Origin of the sequence: Cupriavidus sp. SHE, from assembly GCF_000812445.1 — a bacterium.
GTDB lineage: Bacteria > Pseudomonadota > Gammaproteobacteria > Burkholderiales > Burkholderiaceae > Cupriavidus > Cupriavidus metallidurans.
The window spans coordinates 1-25,441 of the sequence record NZ_JWMB01000060.1 but is presented as its reverse complement, the minus strand read 5'-3'; the positions used below and the strand labels follow the sequence as shown (position 1 = coordinate 25,441).

Below are 25,441 nucleotides of genomic sequence, written 5' to 3'. Positions count from 1 at the left end.
GTCAGAGTCGGGTGCGCAACTGCGCGAGATCGTAGAGGCGGTTCCAGAGCAGCCGGTTGAAGCCGACCACGAACAGCGCCATCACGCCGATGCCGAGTGCGATGCGCGGGAAGTCGCCCCGCGCGGTCATTTCGGCGATGTAGCTGCCCAGGCCGGTGGCTACGAGCGTGCGATCGCCCCAGGTCACGTATTCCGAGACGATACTCGCATTCCAGGACCCGCCTGCGGCCGTGACCAGTCCGGTCAACAGGCTCGGGAACACGGCGGGAATCAGGAAGCGGCGCCACATCAGCCAGCCCTTGAGCCCGAAGTTGCGCGCGGCCAGCCGCAGTTCGGTGGGAATGCCGGAAGCCCCGGCCACCACATTGAACAGGATGTACCACTGGGTGCCGAAGATCATCAGCGGGCTGAGCCAGATCTCCGGATTGAGCCCGAACCTGACGATTGCCATCACGGCCAGCGGGAACATCAGGTTGGCCGGAAAGGCGGCCATGAACTGCGCGATCGGCTGGGCGATGCGCGCCACGGACGGGTTCAGGCCGATGCGGATGCCGATCGGCACCCAGATCAGCGCCGCCAGCGCGATCAGCACGATCACGCGCGTCATCGTCAGCACGCCAAGCCACAGCACGTGCGCGGCCTCGCCCCAGCCCACCTCGCTGTGCACGAAGTGCACCACGCGATAGAGCGCCGCCAGCGCGATGACGATGATCACCGTATCGCGCAGGCGCTCGAGCCAGGGGCTCCAGCGTGCCGGCGCGGCAGGCAGGATCACCATGTTGCGGTGGCGGGCGCTCCACGCCAGCGTGCGTCCGCCGAGGCTGGCGGTCCACTTGAGCAGCGCATGGACCCATGCCGAACGGCGCAGCAGGTCGAGCAGCCAGGACTGGGGCATGGTGTCCTGCGCCAGCGTTTCGAAGCGGAAGCGGTCGGCCCAGGCCACCAGCGGGCGGAACAGGAACTGGTCGTAGATCAGGATGCCGACCAGCATCGCCACGATGGCCCAGCCGATTGCTGGCAGGTTCTGCTGCTGGATCGCCAGCGCGATGTACGAGCCGATGCCGGGCAGGCGGATGTCATGGCCGGATACTGAAATGGCTTCCGAAGCGACCACGAAAAACCAGCCGCCGGACATCGACATCATCATGTTCCACAGCAGGCCGGGCATGGCGTACGGCACTTCGAGCCGCCAGAAACGCTGCCAGGGCGAAAGCCGGAACATTGCCGCGGCTTCGATCAGGTCGCCGGGGATGGTGCGGAACGACTGATACAGGCTGAAGGCCATGTTCCAGGCCTGCGACGTGAAGATCGCGAAGATCGCCGCGCATTCCACGCCGACCAGGCTGCCGGGGAACAGGGCGATGAAGCCGGTGACCGTGATCGACAGGAAACCGAGCACCGGGATCGACTGCAGGATGTCCAGCGCCGGCACCATCACTTTCTCGGCGGTGCGATTGCGCGACGCGATGGCCGCAAAGGCGAACGAGAACAGCAGCGATGCCGCCAGCGCCGCCAGCATCCGGATGCTGGTGCGCATCAGATAGTAGGGCAGGCTGGCGACGTCCAGCTGCACGGACAGCGCATCGCCAGGCTGGTACGGCACGACCATCTGCTTGGCCGCAAAGGCCACGATGACGATGACCGCGAGGATGATCGGCAGCAGCGCGAAGTCGAACCGGTTTGGGGGCGCGGTCAGCAGGGGACCGACGTAGCCGGGTGCGGGTTGGTTATCTTGCGTTGGTGGCATGGGCACGGCCCTTCGTTTCGGAACCGCCGCACCCTCTCCATCGATCCCTCGCCCGCAGGCGGGGAGGGCGGCCAACACCGCGCAATTCCAACGCTGTCGGTTCGCGCCCCTTTCTCGCGGGCGGGAGAGGGGCTGGGGGAGAGGGCAAAGGCATCGTATGCTGATGACCTAACGCCCAAGCGGGCCAGGTAGTGTACCTAGAGACGCTATCAAAATGATTCTGGCGTTGTTGCGTGGCCTTGCCGTACGACTTGCACTGTCTGCGGCCACGCGTTTGGCCAGAGCTGTTTCGCTTCATTTTGATGGCGCCCCTCAGTATGGAAGCAAATCATGACAACCACGACGGAAACCTGGCAATTGTTCGCCCACGGCCGTGTGCAGGGTGTGGGCTATCGTGCCGCATGTGCGGACCGGGCGACATCGCTCGGTCTGGGCGGGTGGGTGCGCAACCGTGTCGACGGCAGGGTGGAGGTGCTGGCCAGCGGCCCGCGCGAGCGCCTGGAGGCGCTACGCGTGTGGATGGAGGCGGGGCCGCCCGCCGCGCAGGTGTCGAAGGTGGAAGTGGCTCAGGCGGCGCCGCAGCTGTTCGATCGATTCGACTGGCTGCCCACGGCCTGAGTGATCGCTTGAGCGGCGGCCTGCATGTCGGCCCGGTCGTCGGCCCGGTCGGCCCGATCGGTCAGGTCGCCTGCCAGTCGATACCGCCACGGCCGTGGCGCTCGAGCCAGTCGTTGGCCTGACGGAAATGGCCGCAGCCGAGGAACCCCCGGTGCGCTGACAGTGGCGACGGATGCGGCGCTTCCAGCACGCAATGCGTCTGGTCTTCGAGCAAGGCGCGCTTGGCCTGCGCGTGGCTGCCCCAGAGCAGGAACACCAGGTTCGGCCGCGAGGCCGCCAGCGCGTGGATCACGCAGTCGGTCACGGCTTCCCAGCCGCGCTTCGCGTGACTGGCGGCCTGTCCCTGCTCGACCGTCAGTACCGTGTTCAGCAGCAGCACGCCCTGACGCGCCCAGCCTTCCAGATTGCCCGACGCACGCGTCGGCGCCACGCCGTATTCCGCGCCGATCTCCTTGAAGATGTTGCGCAGGCTCGGTGGCACCTTGACGCCCTCGGGCACGGAGAAGGCCAGCCCGTGTGCCTGCGGGATCTCCAGCCCATCCACGACGCCGGTGCCGTGGTACGGGTCCTGGCCAAGGATCACGACCTTGACCGCGTCCGGCGGCGTCAGGTGCAGGGCATGGAATACCGCGTGTGGAAACACCGGCTTGCCCGCCGCGCGTTCTTCGTCGACGAACGCGCACAGCGACGACCATTCGGCCTTGCCCAGGCATGGCGCGAGCAAGGTTCGCCAGGCGGCGGGCAGGGCATCGGCCTGCTCCTGCAGGCTGACGGTCTGGGGTGTGGCGCTGGAAGTTTCCGGCGTGTCGGGCGCAAACAGGTCGGCTTGCATCAGGATGGGGTGGTGAGACGGTAGCCGCGTGCGGCCTTGCTGAGGTCCGAAGGGGTCAACGGGGCGACGTGGGCGAGGCGCAGGGCGAACGCGCGCAATGCGGCTTCGACATGGCGTTCGTCAGCCCCATCGCGCGGCAGCCATTCCAGTTCGAGTTCCTGGATACGCTCGGTCCGCGACGTGCCGGGGGCGCTGATCGCGCCGGTGTCGAGCGCGGCCTCGATGCGCTCGCCATCCTGTTCGACAATCCAGGTGCGGCGGGCGAAGTCGGTCCGGAATACCGGAGCGAGCCGGTCTGCCAGCGGCGTCAGCACGGCGCGGGCATCGTCGGGGAAGCATGACAGGTCGATGGCCTCGCCCGCGACTGGCGTTTCCCATTCGTGGCGGGCAGCCAGGCCGGCGGCGCTGTGGCCGGCGGTCTTCAGCGTTTGCAGCCACTGCTCGCCCTTCCTGCGCAGGCGCAGTGCCGCGCGGGCCTGTGCCAGATCCCGGTTGGGGGTGTCCAGGTAGACGTTCAGCAACGTCAACTCGCCACGTGGCTGCCCGTTGGCGTCTAGCCAGGCCGCCACCGCGGCAAGCGCGGCGTCGGGCACGGCCAGTTTCAGTTCGATCTCGATGCCCATCTGGGAATCACGAGAACAGGCGGGCCAGTTCCACGCCCGGCTCCGGCGCGCGCATGAACGCTTCGCCGACCAGGAAGGCGTGGACGTCGGCGTCGCGCATCCGCTTGACGTCGTCGGGCCCGAGGATGCCCGATTCGGTTACCACGAGCCGGTCGGCCGGCATGCGCGGCAGCAGGTCCAGCGTGTTGTCCAGCGAGACCTCGAAGGTGCGCAGATTGCGGTTGTTCACGCCCAGCAGCGGCGTCTTCAGTCGCAGCGCGCTATCGAGTTCCTCGCCGCCGTGGACTTCCACGAGCACATCCATGCCGAGTTCGTGCGCGCACGCTTCCAGCTCGGCCATCAGGCCGTGGTCGAGCGCGGAGACGATCAGCAGGATGCAGTCGGCGCCCCAGGTGCGGGCTTCGTAGACCTGGTACATATCGACCATGAAGTCCTTGCGCAGCGCCGGCAGCGGGCAGGCGCCACGCGCGCGCTTCAGGTACTCGGCATGACCCTGGAAGAAATTCACGTCGGTCAGCACGGACAGGCAGGCCGCGCCATGGGCGGCGTAGCTTTCGGCGATGGCCTCCGGCACGAAGTTTTCGCGCAGCACGCCCTTCGACGGCGAGGCTTTCTTGACCTCGGCGATCACGCCGGCGTTGCCTGCCGCGATCTTGTCGCGCAGCGCGCGCTCGAAGCCACGCGGGGCCATGCCCGTTTCGTGGCGCAGGCTCTCGGCCTCGGCGCGCAGGCTCGGCAGGTCGCGCTTCTTGCGCGCGGCTGCTACCTCATCGGCCTTTACGGCCAGGATCTTTTCCAGGATGTCGGACTTGGCTGACATGGGGGCTCACTTGAATTGCTGGGTGGCGCGCACGAACTGGTCGAGCTTCTCGCGAGCGGCGCCACTGGCGATGGCTTCGCGCGCGCGGCGGATACCATCCTCGATCGAACTGGCCACATTGGCCGCGTAGAGCGCGGTGCCGGCGTTCAGCGACACGATTTCGCGCGGGGTGCCGGGCACATCGCTCAGCGCTTCCAGCAGCATTTCCTTCGACTCGACGGCGTCTGCCACCTTCAGCCCGCGGTTCGAGATCATCGACAGGCCGAAGTCTTCAGGATGGATCTCGTACTCGCGCACTTCGCCGTCCTTGAGTTCGCCCACCAGCGTTGCCGCGCCGAGCGACACCTCGTCCATGCCGTCCTTGCCGTAGACCACGATCGCATGCTGCGCGCCCAGGCGCTGCATCACGCGCACCTGAATGCCGACCAGGTCCGGATGGAACACGCCCATCAGGATGTTCGGCGCATCGGCGGGATTGGTCAGGGGGCCGAGAATGTTGAAGATGGTGCGCACGCCCATTTCCTTGCGGATCGGCGCCACGTTCTTCATGGCCGGGTGATGGGTCGGGGCGAACATGAAGCCGATGCCGGTCTGCTCGATGCACTCGCCTACCTGCTCCGGCGTCAGCATGATGTTCACGCCCAGCGCCTCGAGCACGTCGGCACTGCCGGACTTCGACGACACGCCACGGTTGCCATGCTTGGCGATCTTCGCGCCAGCGGCAGCGGCGACGAACATCGACGCGGTGGAAATGTTGAACGTGTGCGAACCGTCGCCGCCGGTGCCGACGATATCCACGAAGTTCTCGCGGTCCTTGACGGCCACGTGATTGGCGAACTCGCGCATCACCTGCGCCGCCGCCGAGATCTCGCCGATCGTCTCTTTCTTGACGCGCAGGCCGGTCAGGATGGCCGCGGCCATCACGGGGGAAATCTGCCCCTGCATGATCTGCCGCATCAGGTGCAGCATTTCGTCATGAAAGATCTCGCGGTGCTCGATGCAGCGCGTCAGTGCTTCCTGCGGCGTGATGGACATGGCGGATTCTTGGGCAGAGTGTGCGGCGAAAGCGGAGAAATCGGTGCGCCTCATCGTGGCGCCTTGATGAAGTTGGCCAGCAGCGCATGGCCGTGTTCGGACAGGATCGATTCCGGATGGAACTGCACACCCTCGACGGCCAGCGTCTTGTGGCGCACACCCATGATCTCGCCGTCCGGCGTCCAGGCGGTGACAGCCAGGCAATCGGGCAGCGTTTCGCGCTCGATAGCCAGCGAATGATAGCGCGTCACGTCGAAGTGTTTGGGCAGCCCGGCGAAGACGCCTTCCTGCGTGGTCTCGATCGTGCTGACCTTGCCGTGCATCACCTGTTTGGCGCGGATCACCTTGCCGCCGAACGCCTCGCCGATGGCCTGGTGGCCCAGGCACACGCCCAGCAGCGGAATCTTGCCCGCGAAGTGTTGCAGCACGGGCACCGAGATGCCGGCCTCGTGCGGGCTGCACGGCCCCGGAGACACGCAGATGTGGTCGGGCTTGAGCGCTTCGATTTCCTCGATCGTGATCTCGTCGTTGCGGAAGGTCCGCACATCGGCGCCTAGTTCGCCGAAATACTGCACCAGGTTGTAGGTGAACGAGTCGTAGTTGTCGATCATCAGCAGCATGTTCGTTTCTCCTGTTCCTGGGCTCAGAGGTCGGCGTCCAGACCGTCCTGGACCTGTTCGGCGGCGCGGATCACGGCGCGTGCCTTCGCTTCGGTTTCCCTCCATTCGGCTTCGGGGTCCGAATCCGCCACGATGCCGGCCGCGGCCTGCACATAGAGATTGCCGTCCTTGATCACACCGGTGCGGATGGCAATGGCCAGATCCATCTCGCCGCCGAACGACAGGTAGCCCACGGCGCCGCCGTAGATGCCGCGCTTGCGCGGTTCCAGTTCATCGATGATTTCCATTGCGCGCACCTTCGGCGCGCCGGACAGTGTGCCGGCCGGGAACGTGGCGCGCAGCACGTCGAGGTTGCTGATGCCGTCGCGCAGCGTGCCTTCCACGGAACTGACAATGTGCTGCACGTGCGAGTACTTCTCGATCACCATCTTGTCGGTGACCTTGACCGAACCCGTTTCCGCGATGCGGCCGATGTCGTTGCGGGCCAGGTCGATCAGCATCACGTGCTCGGCGATCTCCTTCGGATCGTTGAGCAGTTCCGTGGCCAGTTGGGCATCGCGCTCGGGGGTGCTGCCGCGCGGGCGGGTGCCGGCCAGGGGGCGGATCGTGACAATGCGGGCATTCTGCGTGTCGCCGTTGGCCTGGGCGCCGCCGACCTTGCGGGTCTCCTGGCGCACCAGGATTTCGGGCGAGGCGCCCACCACCTGGAAATCGCCGAAGTTGTAGAAGTACATGTACGGCGACGGATTCAGCGAGCGCAGCGCGCGGTAGAGCGACAGCGGCGAGTCCCGATACGGCTTCATCAGGCGCTGGCCCACCTGCACCTGCATCATGTCGCCGGCCATGATGTATTCCTTGGCCTTGTGCACGGCGGCCAGGTAGTCGGGCTTGGCGAATTCGCGATAGACCTCGGTCAGCACGGAGGGGCTCGTCACCGGCACATCCACGGGCTGGCGCAGCTTCATGCGCAGTTCGCGCAGGCGCTGGCGGGCGCGGGAATAGGCTTCCGGCGTGGTCGGGTCGGCGTAGACGATCAGGTAGAGCTTGCCGGACAGGTTGTCGATGACCGCCAGTTCCTCGCACAGCAGCAACTGGATATCGGGCAGGCCGAGGTCGTCCGGCATCTGGGTGTCGGCCAGCTTCTTTTCGATATAGCGGACCGCGTCATAGCCGAAGTAGCCGGCCAGACCGCCGCAGAAGCGCGGCAATCCGGGGCGCAGCGCCACCTTGAAGCGGCTTTCGAACTCGGCGATGAAATCGAGCGGGTTGCCTTCGTGCGTCTCCACGACCTTGCCGTCGGTGACCACCTCGGCACGGTGTCCGTAGGCGCGCAGCAGCGTGCGGGCATGCAGGCCGATGAACGAGTAGCGGCCGAAACGCTCGCCCCCGACCACCGATTCCAGCAGGAATGTGTTCACGCCACGCGTTTGCGACTGGGCCAGCTTCAGGTACAGCGACAGCGGGGTTTCCAGGTCGGCCAGCGCCTCGGCGATGATGGGAATGCGGTTGTATCCCTGGTCGGCCAGCGATTTGAATTCCAGTTCGGTCATGTCGATCCTCTTCTTGCGGCGCCCGCCACGATGGTCGGGTTCAGGCGGCGCCGCGTGTGTCGTCGGCAGGGGGAGGGCTGGAGAAGTTGCGGCAACCCGCCCCGGGAGCGGACCGTGTAGCACACGCGTTTGACGTACGCGCGCACACGGCCGAAGGCGTGGCGTGCGGCGCGTTCATGAGCTAACCGTAGCACACAGGCATCTGGGCTACGGCGCTGGCGGAAGGATCTGCCGGAGACGTCGGTCGACAGTGGATCTGGACCGGGCCGGCGGAGCTTGGGGGGTGACTGCGGCGGACTTAATAAGTCCCGATGTATCCCCGCAAGCCCGTCAGGAAACTCGCGAACGCACTTTACGCCTGTTCAAAGGCGCGCCAGCGACGCCAGGGCCAAGCCTGCCGATCACTGCCAAGAAAGTTGCGTTTGCGGTTGAGGAACATTGAATGGTGTTCAGCCGGGTTTAGCGGTGTGTTGCCCGATGTGCGGCAAGAAGCGCAGCCACGCGGGCAATGTCGGGGACTATACCATCGGCGTCGACGTCTTGTACAGGATTGCCATGGTTGTAGCCATATGGCATCAAGAGCACTCCCATGCCCGCCGCACGAGCCGCCCGCGCATCATTTTCGGAGTCGCCGATGGCCAGCACGGCCTCCGGATCGACCCGGAATGCCTCGGCCACCTTGAGCAGCGGATACGGATCGGGTTTGCGCAGGGCGAACGCGTCGCCGCCGAAGACCAGATCGAAATACTGGGCCAGGCCGGTACGGGCCAGCAGCGGCTCGGTGAAGTTCCACGGCTTGTTGGTCACGCAGGCCATGCGCAGGCCCATCGCCTTGATCGCCGCCAGGCCCTCGCGGACATTCGGGTAGACGTTCGAAAACTGGCCGTTGATCCGCACGTACTCGCGGTCGTACAGCGCGTAGGCATCGGCGAACAGCCCGTTGGCGTGCAGCGGCGAGAAACGCGCGTCCAGCACGCGGCGAATCAGGTTCTCCGACCCCTTGCCGACGAAGCTGACAATGTCCTCCTGGGACATCGGCTCGACCGGGCCCAGGTTGGGATGCTTGTGCGCCAGGGCCAGCAGCATCGCGTTGACGGCGGCGTGAAAATCGCCAGCGGTGTCGACCATGGTGCCATCGAGGTCGACGATCACCGCCCGGATGGCGTGCCAGTCCGTGCGGCGCAGTATTTCGAGACTCATGCGCGTGACTTCCCTGCCTGATTACTTGCCAACCGTGGCCAATTCGGCCCGCAGCGCGCCGATGACGCTCTTGTAGCCGCCGTCGGCGTCCGGCTTGCCGAATACGGCGGAGCCCGCCACGAACGTATCCGCGCCCGCCGCCGCGATCTCGGCGATGTTGTCCACCTTCACGCCACCGTCCACTTCCAGCAGGATCTGGCGGCCCGTGCGCGCGGTGTATGCGTCGATGCGCTGGCGCACGGCGCGCAGCTTGTTCAGCGTCTCGGGAATGAAAGACTGGCCGCCGAAGCCCGGGTTCACGGACATCAGCAGGATCACGTCCAGGCGGTCCATCACGTGGTCCAGGTAGTGCAACGGCGTGGCCGGGTTGAACACCAGGCCGGCCTGGCAGCCGTTGTCGCGGATCAGCGCGAGCGAGCGGTCGATATGGTCGCTGGCCTCGGGGTGGAATGTGATGATGTTGGCGCCGGCGCGGGCAAAGTCCGGGATGATGCGATCCACCGGACGTACCATCAGGTGCACGTCGATCGGGGCGGTGACGTGCGGGCGGATCGCCTCGCAGACCAGCGGCCCCACGGTCAGGTTGGGCACGTAGTGGTTGTCCATCACATCGAAATGGATCCAGTCCGCGCCGGCTTCGGTGACGCGGCGCACTTCCTCGCCCAGGCGGGCAAAGTCGGCGGACAGGATGGACGGGGCAATGCGGAAGGTGGGGCTGCTCATGATATTCGGGCGGGCTGAAGGCGGAATGGGCGGTATTTTACGCCGGTCGGGCCCCCGGAGTCGGGACGAACGCCTGGCCGGGCCGCTTGCCCCTGCCATGGCCTTGCCGCACAATGCGCAACACCCGGCCGCCGCGCGGCCTGCCGACCCTTCTTACCACGTCGATACATGAGCGAGTACGCATTTTCCGTGGCCGTGCGCACGCAGTACATGCCGGACCAATCGGACCCAGACCGTGGACGCTACGCGTTCGCCTACACCATCACGATCCACAACACCGGCGAAGTCGCCGCGCAGCTGATCTCGCGCCACTGGATCATCACCGACAGCGACAACTCGACGCAGGAAGTCTCGGGCCTGGGCGTGGTCGGCCATCAGCCGCTGCTCAAGCCGGGCGAGCACTTCGAGTATTCGAGCTGGGCGACGATCTCCACCCCGGTGGGATCGATGAAGGGCGATTATTTCTGCGTGGCCGAAGACGGCCACCGTTTCGAGGTGCCGATTCCCGAATTCGCGCTGGTGCTGCCCCGAATGCTGCACTGAACCGCCGCATGGCGGGAACTAGGCCTCGGGCGGTGTGTCTGCATCCGTCGAGGTCTGGTTGGCGCGGGACGGATGGTCCTGCGGCGCGCGCGTGGGGCGCGGATTCTTCTTGGCGGTGCTCATCGTCCAGACCACGATGAAGATCAGCAACAGCAGCGCCACGCCGGCTTCGGCGGCAAGTAGCAGGGTAGGGTGGTTTTCGAAGAACTGGCTCATCGCGAGGGGGTCAGTCGACGGATCGGGTTGAGATTGTAGGACATGCGCGGGTTTGTGGACTGTCTGACCGCCGGCCGTGTCCGCGAAGAATGGACAAGATGGCAAATCAGTATTCCCTGCGCGCCCCCCGCGCATCGTCGAGCAACACTTCCTGGCGCGGCTGGCTTGCCCTGACGGGCGCTGCCGCGCTGCTGGCCGGCTGCATGAGCGGGCCGCCCCCGCGTATCGAAGGTCCGGGCGGCGTGCCGGGCGGGAAGGCACCTGCTACCTCCTCCGCGGCAGGCCGGTTGCAACCGGCGAGCTGGGCGGAAATCGGCGGCTGGAGCCAGGACGACGTACGTGCCGCCTGGCCCGCGTTGCTGGCGAGCTGCCAGGCGCTGAAAAAGCGCGCCGACTGGAATCGCGTCTGCGCCGTTGGCCTGATGGTGGACGCCGGCGATCTCGTGGCGATGCGCGCGTACTTCGAAACCAACTTCCTGCCATACCGCGTGGTCAACGTCGATGGGACGGACAACGGGTTGATCACCGGGTACTACGAACCTATCCTGCACGGCTCCCGCACGCGTCAGGGTGCGTATCAGGTCCCGCTCTATCGCCGGCCGCCGCAACTCGGCAAGGGCATGTTGCCGCCGCGCGCCGAACTGCTGCAGAACCCGGCGATGCGTGGCAGCGAACTGGTCTGGGTGGATGATCCGGTCGAAGCCGCGTTCCTGCAGATCCAGGGCTCCGGCCGCATCCGCATGGCCGATGGCACGGTGATGCGTGTCGGCTACGGCGGCACCAATGACCAGCCGTTCCGCTCATTCGGCAAATGGCTGCTCGACCGTGGCGAGATCACGCCGGCGCAGGCCACGATGCAGGGCATCAAGGCATGGGCGCGTGCCAACCCGGGACGCGTGGACGAAATGCTCAACGTCAATCCGCGCTTTGTGTTCTTCCGCGAATTGCCGCCCACCAACGAAGGACCGGTAGGCGCGCTGGGCGTGCCGCTAACGGCGGAACGCTCGATAGCAGTTGACCCCGCAACCATCCCGCTTGGCGTGCCGGTTTTCCTGTCGACCACACGGCCACTTTCCTCTGAACCGATTCAACGTCTGATGTTCGCGCAGGACACGGGCTCCGCCATCAAGGGTGGCGTGCGCGCGGACTTCTTCTGGGGCGCAGGCGACGCCGCGGGCGAGACCGCCGGCCGCATGAAGCAGGGCGGCAGGATGTGGGTCCTGATGCCGCGCAGCTGACGTCATGTTACCGGCGGGCTACATACAGCAATGCCCGCCGTCCGAGTTAGTTCCCTGACACGGAGCAGGGTTATTCTCCTGCCCCGTTCCCTGCGTTGACTCGTGTCAATCGCGATGCAGTTCTTCTTCCCCATGATTGGAACATCTGTCGCGCGCCGCGCTCCATGCGCGGTGCCGCAGCACAGCATTCCCCACTCGCTAATGAAAAATCATGAAAGCGAAATCATGGATGTTCCCCGCACTGGCGGCCATGCCGCTCTTCTTCTGGAGTGCGCACGGTAGCGCCCAGACGGCGCCGACTCAGAATCCCGAGCCGAAGCTGACTGCTGAAGAATTCAACCACGCCAGGCAGATCTATTTCGAACGGTGCGCAGGCTGCCATGGCGTGCTGCGCAAGGGCGCCACGGGCAAACCGCTGACACCCGACATCACGCGTGCCCGTGGCACCGAATACCTGAAGACGTTCATCAAGTACGGCAGTCCGGCCGGTATGCCCAACTGGGGCACCTCGGGCGATCTCACCGATCCCGAGGTCGACCTGATGGCGCGCTACATCCAGCTCGATCCTCCGACACCGCCGGAATTCTCGCTGGCCGACATCGAAAAATCGCGCAAGGACATCGTGCCCGTGGCCAAGCGGCCAACGCGCAAGATGAACAACTACAACTTGCAGAATCTGTTCTCGGTCACGCTGCGCGATTCCGGTGAGGTCGCGCTGATCGACGGCGACAGCAAGCAGATCATCAATATCGTCAAGACCGGCTACGCGGTGCACATCTCGCGCATGTCGGCGTCCGGGCGCTATCTGTACGTGATCGGCCGCGATGCGCGCCTGAACCTGATCGACCTGTGGCTGCCCAAGCCCGACAACGTCGCGGAAGTAAAGATCGGTCTCGAGGCGCGTTCGGTGGAAACCTCGAAGTACAAGGGCTACGAAGACAAGTACGCCGTGGCCGGCTCGTACTGGCCGCCGCAGTACGTGATCATGGAAGGTGACACGCTCAAGCCGCTGAAGGTGGTGTCCACACGCGGTATGACCGTCGACAACGAGTACCACCCCGAGCCGCGCGTGGCATCGATCGTTGCCAGCCATTTCCGTCCCGAGTTCGTCATCAACGCGAAGGAAACCGGCAAGATCCTGATGGTGGACTATTCGGATCTGAAGAACCTGAAGACCACCACGATCGATTCCGCCAAGTTCCTTCATGACGGTGGCTTCGACTCCACGGGTCGCTACTTCCTGGTGGCCGCGAACGCATCGAACAAGATCGCTGTCGTGGATACCAAGGAAGACAAGCTGGCCGCGCTGGTCGATGTCGGCAAGACCCCGCACCCGGGACGTGGCGCCAACTTCGTGCATCCGAAGTTCGGTCCGGTCTGGGCCACGAGCCATCTCGGCGACGAAACCATCAGCCTGATCGGCACCGATCCCATCAACCACAAGGCGCAGGCCTGGAAGGTGGTGGAAACGCTCAAGGGGCAGGGCGGCGGCTCGCTGTTCATCAAGACCAATCCGAAGTCGCACAACCTGTGGGTGGATACGCCGCTCAATCCCGACGCGAAGCTGAACCAGAGCGTGGCGGTGTTCGATACGCAGAAGCTGGAAGACGGTTACAAGGTGCTGCCGATCGCCGAATGGGCGAACCTGAAGGGCGAAGGCGCGAAGCGTGTGGTGCAGGCCGAGTACAACCAGGCCGGTGATGAAGTCTGGTTCTCGGTCTGGGGTACCAAGGATGGCGAGTCCGCGCTGGTCGTGGTCGATGACAAGACCCGCAAGCTCAAGACCGTGATCAAGGACCCGCGTCTGATTACCCCGACGGGCAAGTTCAACGCGCACAACACACAACACGACGTCTATTGATCAGGGGAAGGAGAATTCGCATGCATCCGTCTACAGTTATCGCCGCCGTGGCACTTGCTGCCGCGCTGCCGGTTACCGCGTTTGCCAGCCAGGAACTTGCCACAAGCAAGAACTGCATGGCTTGCCACAGCGTCGACAAGAAGCTGGTCGGCCCCGCCTACAAGGACATCGCCGCGAAGTACAAAGGTGACAAGGCGGCTGCTGCGCAGCTTTCTCAAAGCATCCTGAAGGGAAGCAGCGGCAAGTGGGGCCCGATCCCGATGCCGCCCAATCAGGTCAGCGAGGCGGAAGCCAACACGTTGGCCAAGTGGGTGCTAAGCCTCTGATCCATGTTCCGACTCTCCCGCTTCATGGAGGCGCTGCGCGACGGGGGGTCGGTCCCCCCGCCGCGCCGTGCCAGTGGTCCCGTGGTGATCTGGAATCTGGTGCGGCGCTGCAATCTCAACTGCAAGCACTGTTACTCCACATCTGCCGATACGGATTTCAAGGGCGAGCTGTCGACCGGCGAAGTCATGGCCGTGCTCGACCAGCTCAAGGCGGCGCGCGTGCCCGCGCTGATCCTGTCCGGTGGCGAACCGCTGTTGCGGCCGGACCTGTACGAGATCGCCGCGCGTGCGCGCGAACTCGGATTTCATCTCTCCCTGTCGTCGAATGGTACGTTGCTCGATGCGGCACACGCTGCGCGGCTCGCTGCCGCAGGGTTCGACTATGTCGGCGTGAGCCTGGATGGCATCGAAGCCACACACGATCGCTTCCGCCGCATGAATGGCGCCTTTACCCAGGCGATAGCCGGGCTGCGCATCGCGCGCGACGCCGGCCTGCGCGTGGGGGTGCGCATGACGCTGACCGAGGCCAACGCGGCCGAGCTGCCTTCCGTGGTGGCCCTGGCCGAGGCCGAAGGCATCGACAAGTTCTATCTGTCCCACTTCAACTACGCCGGGCGAGGCCGCAGCCATCGCAACGATGACGCGCGCCACGCGGGTACACGCGCGGCGGTCGAGTGGTTGTTCGAGCATGTATGGGCGCGCGCGCAGCAGGGTAGCGCCGGGGATTTCGTCACGGGCAACAACGATGCCGATGGGGTGTTCCTGCTGTACTGGATTGCGCGTCAATGGCCCGAGCGCGTTGCAGACATGCGCGAGCGACTGGTCAACTGGGGCGGCAATGCCACGGGTGTCGGCGTGGCCAATATCGACAACCTCGGCAATGTCCACCCGGACACGATGTGGTGGCAACTCTCTCTTGGCAACGTGCGCGAGCGCCCGTTCGGCGAGATCTGGGCCGACCGCAGCCATCCGTTGATGCGTGGCTTGGCCGCCAGGCCGAGACCGTTGCAGGGCCGATGCGCAACTTGCCTGCATCGTGACATCTGCAACGGCAATACGCGCGCGCGGGCCTACGCGATCAGCGGCAATCCGTGGGCGCAGGACCCGGGCTGCTATCTCTCCGACGCGGAGATCAGTGCGCAGCCCAATCTGGAGACAATGACATGAAGCACGCGATTCTCTGGACGTGCATGTTTGCTTCATTCGTCGCCAACGCGGAGACGACAATCGATCCCGCCAGCATCTACAGCAGCCACTGTGCGGCTTGCCATGGTGCCGATCGTCTGGGCGGCATGGGCCCGGCGCTGTTGCCGGAAAGCCTGGAGCGGCTGCGGCCCGACGACTTGCTCGACGTGCTACGCAACGGTCGTCCGGCCACGCAGATGCAAGGCTTCTCCAAAGAACTCGGAGACGCCACGATCAAGCAGATGGCAACCTGGCTGCGCTCCGCACCCGCGGCCACGCCGCGCTGGGAGCAGGCGGACATCGAGGCATCGCGCATCGTCTATCACGCACCCGGCACGCTGCCGGACCGGCCCGTTTTCAGTGCCGATCCTTCCAACCTGTTTCTGGTCGTCGAGGCCGGGACGCATCACGTCAGCGTGCTCGACGGCGACAAACTCGAACCGATTCACCGATTCACCACCCGGTTCGCGCTGCACGGCGGGCCGAAGTTCAGCAGTGACGGACGCTATGTGTACATGGCGAGCCGCGATGGCTGGGTCAGCAAGTACGACCTCTGGAACCTGAAGCTAGTGGCCGAGATCCGCGCCGGCATGAATACCCGCAACCTTGCGGTCAGCGAAGATGGCGAGTGGGTGATGGTCGGCAATACGTTGCCCCAGACGCTGGTGCTGCTGCGCGCGTCGGACCTGTCGCTGCAGCGTATCTATCCGGTTACGGGCGCGGGTGGCAAGTCCTCGCGCGTTTCAGCCGTTTACGACGCCGCGCCGCGTGGTTCGTTCATCGTCGCGCTGCGCGATATTCCCGAGGTCTGGGAGATCCCATACATCGGCAAGAAGACGTTCGAACCGCGCGTGATCGAACTCACGGACGTGCTCGACGACTTCTTCTTCGATCAGCCGTATCGCCACATTCTTGGCGCCTCGCGCACGGCCACGGGTCAGGTGATCGATCTCGACGTGGGCCGGAAGGTGGCGGACCTCGCGCTGACCGGCATGCCGCATCTTGGCAGCGGTATTACGTGGAAACGCAACGGCCGCGAAGTCATGGCATCCCCGAACCTGAAGCAGGGCGCGATCAGCGTGATCGACATGCAGTCCTGGAAGACCGTGGCGACGATCCCGACCAATGGGCCGGGCTTCTTCCTGCGTAGCCACGAAGCCACGCCATACGCATGGACCGACGCGATGATGAGTCCGAAACGCGACACATTGCAGGTGATCGACAAGCAGACACTCGCCGTCGTTGGCAGTGTCACGCCGTCTCCGGGACGCACCGCGGCGCACGTGGAGTTCACCCGTGATGGTCGATATGCGCTGGTCAGCCTGATGGAAGCCGATGGGGCGATCGTCGTCTACGACGCCCGGACGCTGAAGGAAATCAAGCGACTGCCGATGGACAAGCCGATCGGCAAGTACAACGTATTCAACAAGACTACGCGCTCGTCTGGCACGAGCCATTGAGGAGTACCAACATGCAAACGACCGGAAAGGTCTGGCTGGTTGGGGTGGGCCCGGGCGATCCGGAACTCGCCACCATGAAGGCAGTCAGGGCGCTGCGTGAAGCGGATGTCTGGCTAGTGGATGATCTCGTGCCAGAGGCCATGCTGTGCTATGCGAACCCTGGGACGCGAATCATCTCGGTCGGCAAGCGTGGCGGCCGCTGTTCGGTGAGTCAGTCCAGTATTCACGAGCAGGCGCTTGAGCACGCGCAGGCTGGCCGGTGCGTGGCGCGTGTCAAAGGCGGCGACCCATTGTTGTTCGGTCGCGGCGGCGAGGAAGCAGAGTTCCTGCGCGGGCACGGCATCGAAGTGGAAATCGTCAACGGCATCAGCAGTGGCATGGCAGCTGCGCAGGCGCTTGGCATTGCGCTGACCCATCGTCAGCATTGCCATGGTGTGACCTTCGTTACCGCGCATACGCGTGACGATGGCGATCCCGATTGGGCCGCATTGGTCGGCAGCCGGACGACGCTCGTCATCTACATGGGGATGAGCCGTCTTGCCGCCATTCGCGACGCCTTGCTGCAAGCGGGTATGCGGTCGGAAATGCCGGTTGCGGTGGTGATGCATGCTAGCCGTGGGGATGAGAAGCGTTGGGTTGGCAGCCTGGCCACATTGACCGAGGCTGCGGATGCCGGGCTTGCCAGCCCGGCGGTCATTCTGGTTGGGGAAGTTGTTGATATCCCCAACCCTGCTTCATTGACGGACCAGCACCCCTTCGGCGACCTTGCCGCTGGGCTGCCGTGCAAACAGCCCGAGCACGACCTGCAGCGAGAACGACAGCGCGCCCACCAGGAAGACCACATCACCGAAGGTACGCATCCAGCGTAGCGTTTGCAGGAGTGGCTGCTGCATGAAGGCCTCGCTGCGTGCATACCACAGGCCTTCACTTGCGCTGGCGATGAACTGGATGATACCCACCGGCAACAGGCTGGTGGCGATCATCAGAACCAGACCACCATTCATTCCCCAGAACGCAATCGACATCAGGCGCGGGTTCAGCGTGTAGTTGGGCCTGACATAGCGCAGTACCAGCAGCGTGAAGCCAAGCGCCAGGAAGCCGTAGACCCCGAACAGTGCAGCGTGTGCGTGCACGGCGGTGGTATTGAGACCTTGCACGAAGTACAGCGTGATCGGCGGGTTGATCATGAAGCCGAACACACCGGCGCCCAGCATGTTCCAGAACGCCACGGCGGTGAAGAACATCAGCGGCCAGCGCAGATTGGCCATCCAGGGCGCGCGTTCCTTCAGGCGCCAGTTTTCCCATGCCTCATGACCGAGCACGATCAGCGGCACGACTTCCAGCGCGCTGAAGCTCGCGCCGACGGCCATCACAGGCGTCGTGGTGCCAGCGAAGTAGAGATGGTGGAACGTACCAGGGATACCGCCGAGCATGAACAACGAGGCCGACGCGAGGCTGGCCGTCGTGGCCATCGGACGCGATACCAGGCCCAGCGTGGAGAAGATGAATGCCAATGCGGTGGTGGCGAACACTTCGAAGAAGCCTTCCACCCACAGGTGAACCACCCACCAGCGCCAGTACTCCATCACCGACAGGCTGGTGCGCTCGCCGTAAAACAGACCGGCGCCGTAGAACAGACCGATAGCTACCACCGACGACGTCAGCAGGGCCAGCAGGTTCTTGTCACCGCCGCGCGCGCGCAGGGCGGGAGCAATGCCGCGCATCATCAGCACGAGCCAGATCACGATGCCAGCGAACTTGCCGATCTGCCAGAGTCGACCCAGATCCACATACTCATAGCCTTGATGGCCGAGCCAGAAGTTCAGGTTGGGCGGCATCTTCTGCGCGATCGCCAGGTAGTTGCCGGCAAAGGAGCCGACCACCACGACCACGAGCGCCCAGAACAGGATGTCGACACCGAGCTTCTGATACTTAGGGTCCTTCCCGCCGTTGATCAGCGGCGCCAGGAACAGGCCGGCAGCCAGGAATCCGGTGGCGATCCAGAACAGCGCGCTCTGGATGTGCCAGGTGCGCGTCAGCGTGTACGGGAACCACTGCGAAACATCGATGCCGTAGAACTTCTGTCCTTCCACCGTGTAGTGCGCGGTGAAGCCGCCGATCAGCACCTGGAAGGCGAACAGCGCCACCACCAGGAACAGGTACTTGCCGAGTGCGCGTTGCGAAGGCGTCAGGGCGAAGGTGGTCAGCGGGTCGCGTGCCGGTGCGGCAGGCAGGGGTTCTTCCTTGCCACGCAGGAAGGCCCAGGCCCATACGAGCAGACCCACGCCGGCCAGCAGGATCACCACGCTCGCGATCGACCAGACGATGTTCTCCGCAGTGGGGTGGTTGTCGATCAGCGGCTCATGCGGCCAGTTGTTGGTGTAGGTGGCGGTGTGCCCCGGACGATCGGTGGAGGCCGCCCAGGCGGTCCAGAAGAAGAAGTTGGTCAGGCGAGCGCGTCGCTCCGCCGAGGGCAGCGGGTTTTCCTTCATCGCGAAGCTCTCCCGGCTCTTGTGCAGCTCGGGCGCATCGGAGAACAGGCGGCTGTAGTAATCGGCCGTCTTGGCAATCGCCTTCGCGCGGCGGTCGGACACGGTCAGCGCCTGGCTGGCCGGGTCGAACTGATTGCTGCGGTACTCGGACTTGAGCTGCGCGCGCAAGGCGGCCTGCGCGGGCGCGTCCAGCGCGGCGTAATCCTTGCCGTACTGGTCACGCGCGGCCAGGTCGAGCCATGCGGTCAGTTCGCGGTGCAGCCAGTCGGCCGTCCAGTCCGGCGCCTGGTAGGCGCCGTGGCCCCAGATGGAGCCAAGCTGCATACCACCGACGGATTGCCATGCGGTTTGGCCGTCAAGGATCTCGTCACCGGTGAAAAGCGTGGCGCCGTCCGAGGTGACGACCTTGGCCGGAATGGGCGGCGCCTGCCGATAGACCTCGGCACCGTAGTAGCCGAGTAAGGAAAAGGTGACCGCCAGCACGGCGATCAACAAGAACCATAGTTTCTTGTAGGGGCCCACGATGAATTGCTCCTTCTTGATGTCGCAATGAATACCGCTTCATCTATGCGATTCGCGTGCCTGATAAGAGTCCTAAAAAATTCAACAGGTTGGCGTCGGGCGCGGTAATATTCACCGTGGCCGTTTAGGGTGTTTTTGACTATCTAGGGTTGTTTTGACCATGATCAGCGATGTGCTTCTTGCGGATCTTTGTGCCGACTTTCCCCAGGCCGTGCGGCTGCAGCGCCTGGTAGGGTGCTTACGCTCGCATTTCCACTGCGGGGCGGTGGCGATCCTGCGCCTGGAGGAGGACCATCTGCGTCCGATCGCGGTGGATGGGTTGGTGCGCGATGCGCTTGGACGGCGGTTCTCCGTGGGCCTTCATCCCCGGCTTGCGGCGATCCTGGCGCGGCGCGGCGTCACATGCTTCCACCATGACAGTGCGTTGCCCGATCCGTACGACGGGTTGATCGACGAGCACGTGGGCGAGCCGCTGCCCGTCCACGACTGCATGGGCATCAGCCTCCAGAGCGAAGGCAAGCCATGGGGCGTGGTGACGCTGGATGCCCTGGAAGTCGGGACGTTTACCGCATCGGCCCAAGAGGAACTGGGCCAACTGACGGCGCTGATCGAGGCATCGATCCGCACCTCGAGGCTGGAGGGCGAGATCCGCGCGCTACGCATGGGCCGCGCGGTGGGCGCCGCCGGGGAAACGGTGCGCGACGACGGCGAGGTCATCGGCGAAATCATCGGAGAGAGCGAGGCAATCGCGCAGCTCATGCACGAGATCGGCGTGGTGGCGGATTCTGAACTGCCGGTGCTGCTGCTCGGCGAGACCGGCGTTGGCAAGGAGTTGTTCGCGCACCGGCTGCACCGGCTGTCACGCCGCCGGGACCGCCCGCTGATTCACGTGAACTGCGCCGCACTGCCTGAATCCCTGGCCGAAAGCGAACTGTTCGGCCATGTGCGCGGCGCCTTCACGGGGGCGACGGGCGAGCGCCCTGGGCGCTTCGAGGCCGCCGACGGTGGCACGCTGTTTCTCGACGAGGTGGGGGAGCTGCCGCTGGCCATCCAGGCCAAGCTGCTCCGCACGCTGCAGAACGGCGAGATCCAGCGCCTGGGGTCCGATCGGCCGCGCCGCGTAGACGTGCGCGTGATCGCGGCGACCAACCGCAACCTGCGCGAGCATGTGCGCGACGGCTCGTTCCGCGCCGACCTGTATCACCGGCTCTCGGTCTATCCCATTCCGATTCCGCCGCTGCGCGAACGCGGCAATGACGTGCTGCTGCTGGCGGGACGATTCCTGGAACTCAACCGGGCGCGGCTCGGCCTGCGCAGCCTGCGCCTGTCCGTCGCGGCGCAGGATGCGCTACGCCGATATACATGGCCGGGCAACGTGCGCGAGCTGGAGCATGTGATCAGCCGGGCCGCGCTGAAGCTGCTCAGCCGGGGCGCCAGCCGCAAGGACATCATTACGCTCGACACCGATTTGCTGGATCTGGATGGGGTTGTCGCGCCAACCGATGCGGCCACCAATTCGGCGCCATTCACGTCGGCGCCGGCCACCACCCTGCGCGAGGCGGTGGAGGCCTGTCAGAGCCGGTGCATCGAGCAGGCCCTGGAGGCCCAGAGCGGGAATTGGGCCCAGGCCGCGCGGCAGCTTGGCATGGATGCTAGCAATCTGCACAAGCTGGCCCGCCGGCTCGGCGTCAAGCGCGACGAGCCGGGTGGCAGCAAGAGTGCGGCAAGAACGCGCTAGGACGCATTAGCCGCGGCAGCACGTACTAGCGCGGACGAAGGTCGACGATACGCCGGGCCTTGCCGACGGAGCGCTCGACACCGCCTTCGGCAAGAATCTCAATGCCCGCCGTCACGCCGATATAGGACTTGATGTCGTGCGCGAGCTGCGATTCGGCCTGCCGCGCCGTGGCCGGATCTGCCCCATGCGCGCACTCCACGCGCACGATCAGCGTATCGAGCGGGCCATCCTTGTTCAGCACGCATTGGTAGTGAGGCGCGAGTTCCGCGTGCTTGAGGATCAATTCCTCGATCTGCGACGGGAATACGTTCACGCCACGCACGATCATCATGTCGTCGGTGCGGCCGGTGATCTTCTCCATCCGACGGAATGCGGCACGCGCGCTGCCCGGCATCAGGCGCGAGAGGTCGCGGGTGCGATAGCGGATGACCGGCATCGCTTCCTTCGTCAGCGAGGTGAAGACCAGTTCGCCGAACTCGCCGTCCGGCAGGACTTCGCCCGTATCGGGGTCGATGATCTCGGGGTAGAAGTGATCTTCCCAGATCGTTGGGCCGTCCTTGGTCTCGGCGCATTCATTGGCGACGCCCGGGCCCATCACTTCGGACAAGCCATAGATGTCGACCGCCGAGATGCCCATCCGCTTCTCGATCGCCAGACGCATTTCGGGCGTCCACGGCTCCGCGCCAAAGATGCCGATCTTCAGCGATGTGGAGGCCGGGTCGACGCCTTGGCGCTCAAGCTCATCGGCGATCGCCAGCATGTAGCTCGGCGTCACCATGATGACTTCGGGCTTGAAGTCCTGGATCAGCTGCACCTGCCGCTCGGTCTGGCCACCGCCGAAGGGAATGGCAGTGAGGCCCGCCTTCTCCACGCCGTAATGCGCGCCGAGTCCACCGGTGAACAGGCCATAGCCGTAGCTGATGTGCACCTTGTCGCCGCGCCGGGCGCCTGAGGCGCGGATCGAACGTGCCATGACCGTGGCCCAGGTGTCGATGTCGCCAAGGGTGTAGCCCACCACCGTGGGTTTGCCGGTGGTGCCCGACGAGGCATGGATGCGCGCGATTTTGTCCTGCGGTACCGCGAACATGCCGAACGGGTAGTTATCGCGCAGGTCCTTCTTGGTCGTGAACGGAAAGCGGGCCAGATCGGCCAGCGATCGCACTTGGTCGGGATGCACGCCAGCCTCGTCGAACTTGCGCCGGTAGACCGGCGAATGATCATAGGCGTGGCGAAGGGACCATCTCAGACGATCGAGCTGCAGGGCCTGGAGCTCCTGTCGGCTGGCGGTCTCGATCGGCTCCAAGGGCAGATCGGTCAGGCGCGTAATCATGAATGTCTCCGTTTTCGGATCGGTGGCGCTACGTTGGCGCTGGCTTCTGCTTGTTTCCTGCGGTCTTGCTACGTGGCTGTCTTTCCGCGTGTGTCAGGACTCCGCGGGTGGCACCACGTGCCCCTTGATCTGGGCCGACTTGCCGCGGAACATCGCCACGGGTTCGCCGGCGCGGTTGGTCACGCGGATGTCGTAGATGCCATGGCGGCCGGACAGGACCTGCTCGACCGCTTCGGCTGTCAGCACGTCGCCGCCATGCACCGGGCGCAGGAATTCGATCGAGCAGCCCGACGCCACCGTATTGATGTTGTGGCTGTTGCAGGCGAATGCGAACGTCGAATCGGCCAGGGTGAACATCAGTCCACCATGGCAGATGCCATGGCCGTTCAGGAACTCGGGGCGGATCGGCATCGATATGCGGGCATAGCCGGGGCGGACCGCTTCCAGAACCATGCCGAGCCAGCGGCTGCAGGCATCGGACTCGTACATGGCATGGGCGGCCGCTTCGGCAAGCGCTTGAGGATCTTGCGTCAAGCGGGTCTCCTTTGGCGTTGGCGGGAATGCTGTCAGGCGCCGGTGAAGCGGGGCGCGCGTTTTTCGAGGAAGGCGTTCACGCCCTCGTTGTAGTCGTGCGATTGGCCAAGGTCGCGCTGCAGGTCGCGCTCCAGGTCGAGTTGGGCATCGTAGGTGTTGGTCGCGCTGGCGTGCATGGCCTGCTTGATCGCCGCCAGGGCGCGCGTGGGCTGCGCGGACAGATGCGTGGCCAGTGCCATGGCCTGCTCGGGCAGTAGTGGGTCGTCCATCACTTCCCAGACCAGACCCCATTTCTCGGCTTCTTCGGCGCTGAGCTTGTCGCCCGTCATGGCCAGGCCAAGCGCGCGCGCCATGCCTACCCGCTTGGGCAGCAGCCACGTGCCGCCCGAGTCGGGCAACAGTCCGATCTTCACGAAGGCCTGGATGAAGCTGGCCGACCGGGCCGCGAGCACGATGTCGCAGGCGAAGGCCAGGTTCGCCCCCGCGCCCGCTGCCGTGCCGTTTACGGCGGCGATGACCGGCAGGGGCAGTGCTTGCAGGCGTCGCACGAGCGGGTTGAACCACGCATTGATGAGTTCGCCAAGGTCGGTGGCCTGGCCGGGGGTGAAATCGAGGTCGGCCAGATCCTGCCCGGCGCAGAAGCCACGTCCCGAACCGGTCAGCAATAGCGCGCGGGCACCGCCTGCCTCGACATGGTCGAGCGCGGTGACCAGTGCCCGATGCATGTCGCGTGTGAAGCTGTTGAGCTTGTCGGGACGGTTGAGCGTGACGACGGCCACGTCACCCTGCCAGTGCAGCAGGATCGGGCCTGAATCGAGGCTTGCGCGCGCAGTTGCCTGCGCTTGGGATGGGGGCATGGTTGTCTCCTGCGCCATATTGTTCTCCTGGTTGGTAGTGGATCTGATGCCACGACACGATGCACGGCCATTGTAGTGAGGACGCGATCGCCTTAAATTAACCGACCAGTCGGTCGGCAAATAGTAGACGGGATGGTGGCAGGGCGCAAGAGGCTGGTGCGCTTGACCTGCCGGGCGCAAGCACGCCAGTATCGTCCCCGCTGACACTCGACAAATAGAACCCAACCGCATTGCAAGGAGCAGACATGTCGTACGAGAACATCCTGGTGGAGACGCGAGGCCGCGTTGGTCTGGTGACGCTGAACCGGCCCAAGGCGCTCAATGCGCTCAATGACGCGCTGATGGACGAACTGGGCGCGGCGCTGACGGCATTCGACCAGGACGAGGCAATCGGCTGCATCGTCATCACGGGGAGCGAGCGCGCCTTCGCCGCAGGGGCGGATATCAGCATGATGGCGAAGTACTCTTATATGGATGTCTACAAGGGCGACTACATCACCCGCAACTGGGAGACAATCCGCCGCATCCGCAAACCGGTGATCGCCGCCGTGGCCGGCTATGCGCTGGGCGGTGGTTGCGAACTGGCGATGATGTGCGACATCGTGATTGCCGCCGACAGCGCGAAGTTCGGCCAGCCGGAAGTGAAGCTCGGCACGATGCCTGGCGCCGGCGGCACGCAGCGGCTGCCGCGTGCCGTCTCCAAGGCCAAGGCGATGGACATGTGCCTGACCGCGCGCATGATGGATGTCACCGAGGCCGAGCGCGCCGGGCTGGTTTCCCGGATCGTCCCGGCGGACAAGCTGGTGGACGAAGCCGTGGCCGCGGCCGAGACTATCGCCGGTTACTCGCTGCCGGTTGTCATGATGATCAAGGAGTCGGTGAACGCTGCCTATGAGACGACTCTGAATGAAGGGGTCCACTTCGAGCGCCGACTGTTCCACTCGACCTTCGCCACCGAGGACCAGAAGGAGGGTATGGCAGCGTTTGTGGAGAAACGCGCACCCAATTTCCAGAATCGGTGACCTTGGACTAGGGAATACCCGAGGATAATCAAGGGTTATTAAATGGGCCGGAAAGTTATTTCCGGCCCATTTTTTCTTTACGATCAATGACTTGCCAAGTGCGGGGCGAATTCTTGATCACGGTAACGTGACATTGGTGTTGCAAAGCCCAGTGAACCGGCCTAATATTCGCCCCCTCGCAACACGAAACGCACTGCAAACGCAGCAGCGACAAGGGTTGCGGGGCGGCAGTGGGTTGGAGTTGCGGAGGAATGCAGCGCTGACCGGCAGAAAAAAGTTCTGCAAAAACTGTTGACGAAACGCTGAATGCTCTGCATAATCTCGTTTCTCCGCTGCAACGAAATGACGG

Annotated in this window: 23 protein-coding genes and 1 pseudogene; 10 read left to right on the top strand and 14 right to left on the bottom strand. The window is 64.7% G+C overall.

Features of this window, described 5'->3' with window-relative positions:
* Nucleotide 1 precedes the first annotated feature (1 nt).
* The gene (locus RN01_RS26860; RefSeq protein ID WP_024570345.1) at nucleotides 2-1,747 is read right to left on the bottom strand and encodes an ABC transporter permease subunit; all 1,746 of its coding nucleotides are present in this window, start codon (nucleotides 1,745-1,747) and stop codon (nucleotides 2-4) included.
* Between the two features lie 330 nt (nucleotides 1,748-2,077).
* Between RN01_RS26860 and RN01_RS26855 the strand changes: the two genes are divergently transcribed.
* Nucleotides 2,078-2,365 (top strand): acylphosphatase, encoded by a 288-nt coding sequence (locus tag RN01_RS26855; protein ID WP_011517665.1) that lies wholly within the window; start codon nucleotides 2,078-2,080, stop codon nucleotides 2,363-2,365.
* A 61-nt stretch (nucleotides 2,366-2,426) separates the two neighbouring features.
* Here RN01_RS26855 and RN01_RS26850 read toward each other — a convergent pair whose 3' ends face one another.
* From RN01_RS26850 to rpe, 8 genes are all read right to left on the bottom strand, one after another.
* Nucleotides 2,427-3,197 carry a uracil-DNA glycosylase gene (locus RN01_RS26850; RefSeq protein WP_024570346.1) on the bottom strand — a complete coding sequence of 257 codons (771 nt, stop codon included), beginning with the start codon at nucleotides 3,195-3,197 and terminating at the stop codon, nucleotides 2,427-2,429.
* Entirely contained in the window at nucleotides 3,197-3,820 is a 624-nt protein-coding gene (locus tag RN01_RS26845) for a CYTH domain-containing protein (RefSeq protein ID WP_017514804.1), read from the bottom strand. Before RN01_RS26845 ends, RN01_RS26850 begins: the two co-directional genes overlap by 1 nt.
* A 7-nt stretch (nucleotides 3,821-3,827) precedes the next feature.
* Nucleotides 3,828-4,640: an indole-3-glycerol phosphate synthase TrpC gene (trpC, locus tag RN01_RS26840; RefSeq protein WP_011517662.1), complete on the bottom strand. Its 813-nt coding sequence runs from the start codon at nucleotides 4,638-4,640 to the stop codon at nucleotides 3,828-3,830.
* A 6-nt stretch (nucleotides 4,641-4,646) separates the two neighbouring features.
* Nucleotides 4,647-5,675 carry an anthranilate phosphoribosyltransferase gene (trpD, locus tag RN01_RS26835; protein WP_035835758.1) on the bottom strand — a complete coding sequence of 343 codons (1,029 nt, stop codon included), beginning with the start codon at nucleotides 5,673-5,675 and terminating at the stop codon, nucleotides 4,647-4,649.
* 50 nt (nucleotides 5,676-5,725) lie between these two features.
* Entirely contained in the window at nucleotides 5,726-6,295 is a 570-nt protein-coding gene (locus tag RN01_RS26830) for an aminodeoxychorismate/anthranilate synthase component II (RefSeq protein ID WP_008647587.1), read from the bottom strand.
* 23 nt (nucleotides 6,296-6,318) lie between these two features.
* Entirely contained in the window at nucleotides 6,319-7,845 is a 1,527-nt protein-coding gene (gene trpE, locus RN01_RS26825; RefSeq protein WP_008647586.1) for an anthranilate synthase component I, read from the bottom strand.
* A gap of 459 nt (nucleotides 7,846-8,304) precedes the next feature.
* A complete protein-coding gene (gene gph, locus RN01_RS26820; protein ID WP_017511752.1) occupies nucleotides 8,305-9,045 on the bottom strand; it encodes a phosphoglycolate phosphatase in 741 nt (246 codons plus the stop codon).
* Nucleotides 9,046-9,066: 21 nt separating this feature from the next.
* The gene (gene rpe / locus RN01_RS26815) at nucleotides 9,067-9,768 is read right to left on the bottom strand and encodes a ribulose-phosphate 3-epimerase (protein WP_017511753.1); all 702 of its coding nucleotides are present in this window, start codon (nucleotides 9,766-9,768) and stop codon (nucleotides 9,067-9,069) included.
* Nucleotides 9,769-9,936: 168 nt separating this feature from the next.
* Here rpe and apaG point away from each other — a divergent pair, with 168 nt between their 5' ends.
* Nucleotides 9,937-10,311: a Co2+/Mg2+ efflux protein ApaG gene (gene apaG / locus RN01_RS26810; protein WP_008647582.1), complete on the top strand. Its 375-nt coding sequence runs from the start codon at nucleotides 9,937-9,939 to the stop codon at nucleotides 10,309-10,311.
* 18 nt (nucleotides 10,312-10,329) lie between these two features.
* On the opposite strand, the gene RN01_RS26805 is transcribed toward apaG, so the two are convergent.
* Nucleotides 10,330-10,527 (bottom strand): hypothetical protein, encoded by a 198-nt coding sequence (locus tag RN01_RS26805; protein ID WP_011517658.1) that lies wholly within the window; start codon nucleotides 10,525-10,527, stop codon nucleotides 10,330-10,332.
* Nucleotides 10,528-10,625: 98 nt separating this feature from the next.
* Here RN01_RS26805 and RN01_RS26800 point away from each other — a divergent pair, with 98 nt between their 5' ends.
* From RN01_RS26800 to cobA, 6 genes and pseudogenes are all read left to right on the top strand, one after another.
* Nucleotides 10,626-11,765, top strand: a complete 1,140-nt coding sequence (locus RN01_RS26800; RefSeq protein WP_024570347.1) for a murein transglycosylase A — start codon at nucleotides 10,626-10,628, stop codon at nucleotides 11,763-11,765.
* 211 nt (nucleotides 11,766-11,976) lie between these two features.
* Nucleotides 11,977-13,626: a nitrite reductase gene (locus tag RN01_RS26795; protein WP_011517656.1), complete on the top strand. Its 1,650-nt coding sequence runs from the start codon at nucleotides 11,977-11,979 to the stop codon at nucleotides 13,624-13,626.
* A gap of 20 nt (nucleotides 13,627-13,646) precedes the next feature.
* The gene (locus RN01_RS26790; RefSeq protein ID WP_011517655.1) at nucleotides 13,647-13,952 is read left to right on the top strand and encodes a c-type cytochrome; all 306 of its coding nucleotides are present in this window, start codon (nucleotides 13,647-13,649) and stop codon (nucleotides 13,950-13,952) included.
* A 3-nt stretch (nucleotides 13,953-13,955) separates the two neighbouring features.
* A complete protein-coding gene (gene nirJ / locus RN01_RS26785; RefSeq protein ID WP_017511756.1) occupies nucleotides 13,956-15,119 on the top strand; it encodes a heme d1 biosynthesis radical SAM protein NirJ in 1,164 nt (387 codons plus the stop codon).
* Nucleotides 15,116-16,597, top strand: a complete 1,482-nt coding sequence (locus RN01_RS26780; protein ID WP_017511757.1) for a nitrite reductase — start codon at nucleotides 15,116-15,118, stop codon at nucleotides 16,595-16,597. Before nirJ ends, RN01_RS26780 begins: the two co-directional genes overlap by 4 nt.
* A gap of 11 nt (nucleotides 16,598-16,608) precedes the next feature.
* A pseudogene (gene cobA / locus RN01_RS33365) lies at nucleotides 16,609-17,313 on the top strand (uroporphyrinogen-III C-methyltransferase); the annotation flags it as partial.
* An 18-nt stretch (nucleotides 17,314-17,331) separates the two neighbouring features.
* Here the strand turns inward: cobA and RN01_RS26770 are convergent.
* Nucleotides 17,332-19,611, bottom strand: coding sequence for a nitric-oxide reductase large subunit (locus RN01_RS26770; protein WP_017511759.1), 2,280 nt, complete (start codon nucleotides 19,609-19,611; stop codon nucleotides 17,332-17,334).
* A 160-nt stretch (nucleotides 19,612-19,771) separates the two neighbouring features.
* On the opposite strand from RN01_RS26770, the gene norR reads away from it, so the two are divergent.
* Nucleotides 19,772-21,349, top strand: a complete 1,578-nt coding sequence (gene norR, locus RN01_RS26765) for a nitric oxide reductase transcriptional regulator NorR (RefSeq protein WP_017511760.1) — start codon at nucleotides 19,772-19,774, stop codon at nucleotides 21,347-21,349.
* 25 nt (nucleotides 21,350-21,374) lie between these two features.
* Here the strand turns inward: norR and paaK are convergent, their stop codons facing one another.
* The 3 genes from paaK to paaG form a co-directional block, all read right to left on the bottom strand.
* Entirely contained in the window at nucleotides 21,375-22,679 is a 1,305-nt protein-coding gene (paaK, locus tag RN01_RS26760) for a phenylacetate--CoA ligase PaaK (protein ID WP_024570349.1), read from the bottom strand.
* Nucleotides 22,680-22,772: 93 nt separating this feature from the next.
* Entirely contained in the window at nucleotides 22,773-23,213 is a 441-nt protein-coding gene (paaI, locus tag RN01_RS26755) for a hydroxyphenylacetyl-CoA thioesterase PaaI (protein ID WP_008647561.1), read from the bottom strand.
* A 32-nt stretch (nucleotides 23,214-23,245) separates the two neighbouring features.
* Entirely contained in the window at nucleotides 23,246-24,088 is an 843-nt protein-coding gene (paaG, locus tag RN01_RS26750) for a 2-(1,2-epoxy-1,2-dihydrophenyl)acetyl-CoA isomerase PaaG (RefSeq protein WP_035835743.1), read from the bottom strand.
* 227 nt (nucleotides 24,089-24,315) lie between these two features.
* Between paaG and RN01_RS26745 the strand changes: the two genes are divergently transcribed.
* Nucleotides 24,316-25,092, top strand: coding sequence for an enoyl-CoA hydratase (locus tag RN01_RS26745; RefSeq protein ID WP_017515060.1), 777 nt, complete (start codon nucleotides 24,316-24,318; stop codon nucleotides 25,090-25,092).
* The last annotated feature ends 349 nt before the right edge of the window (nucleotides 25,093-25,441 follow it).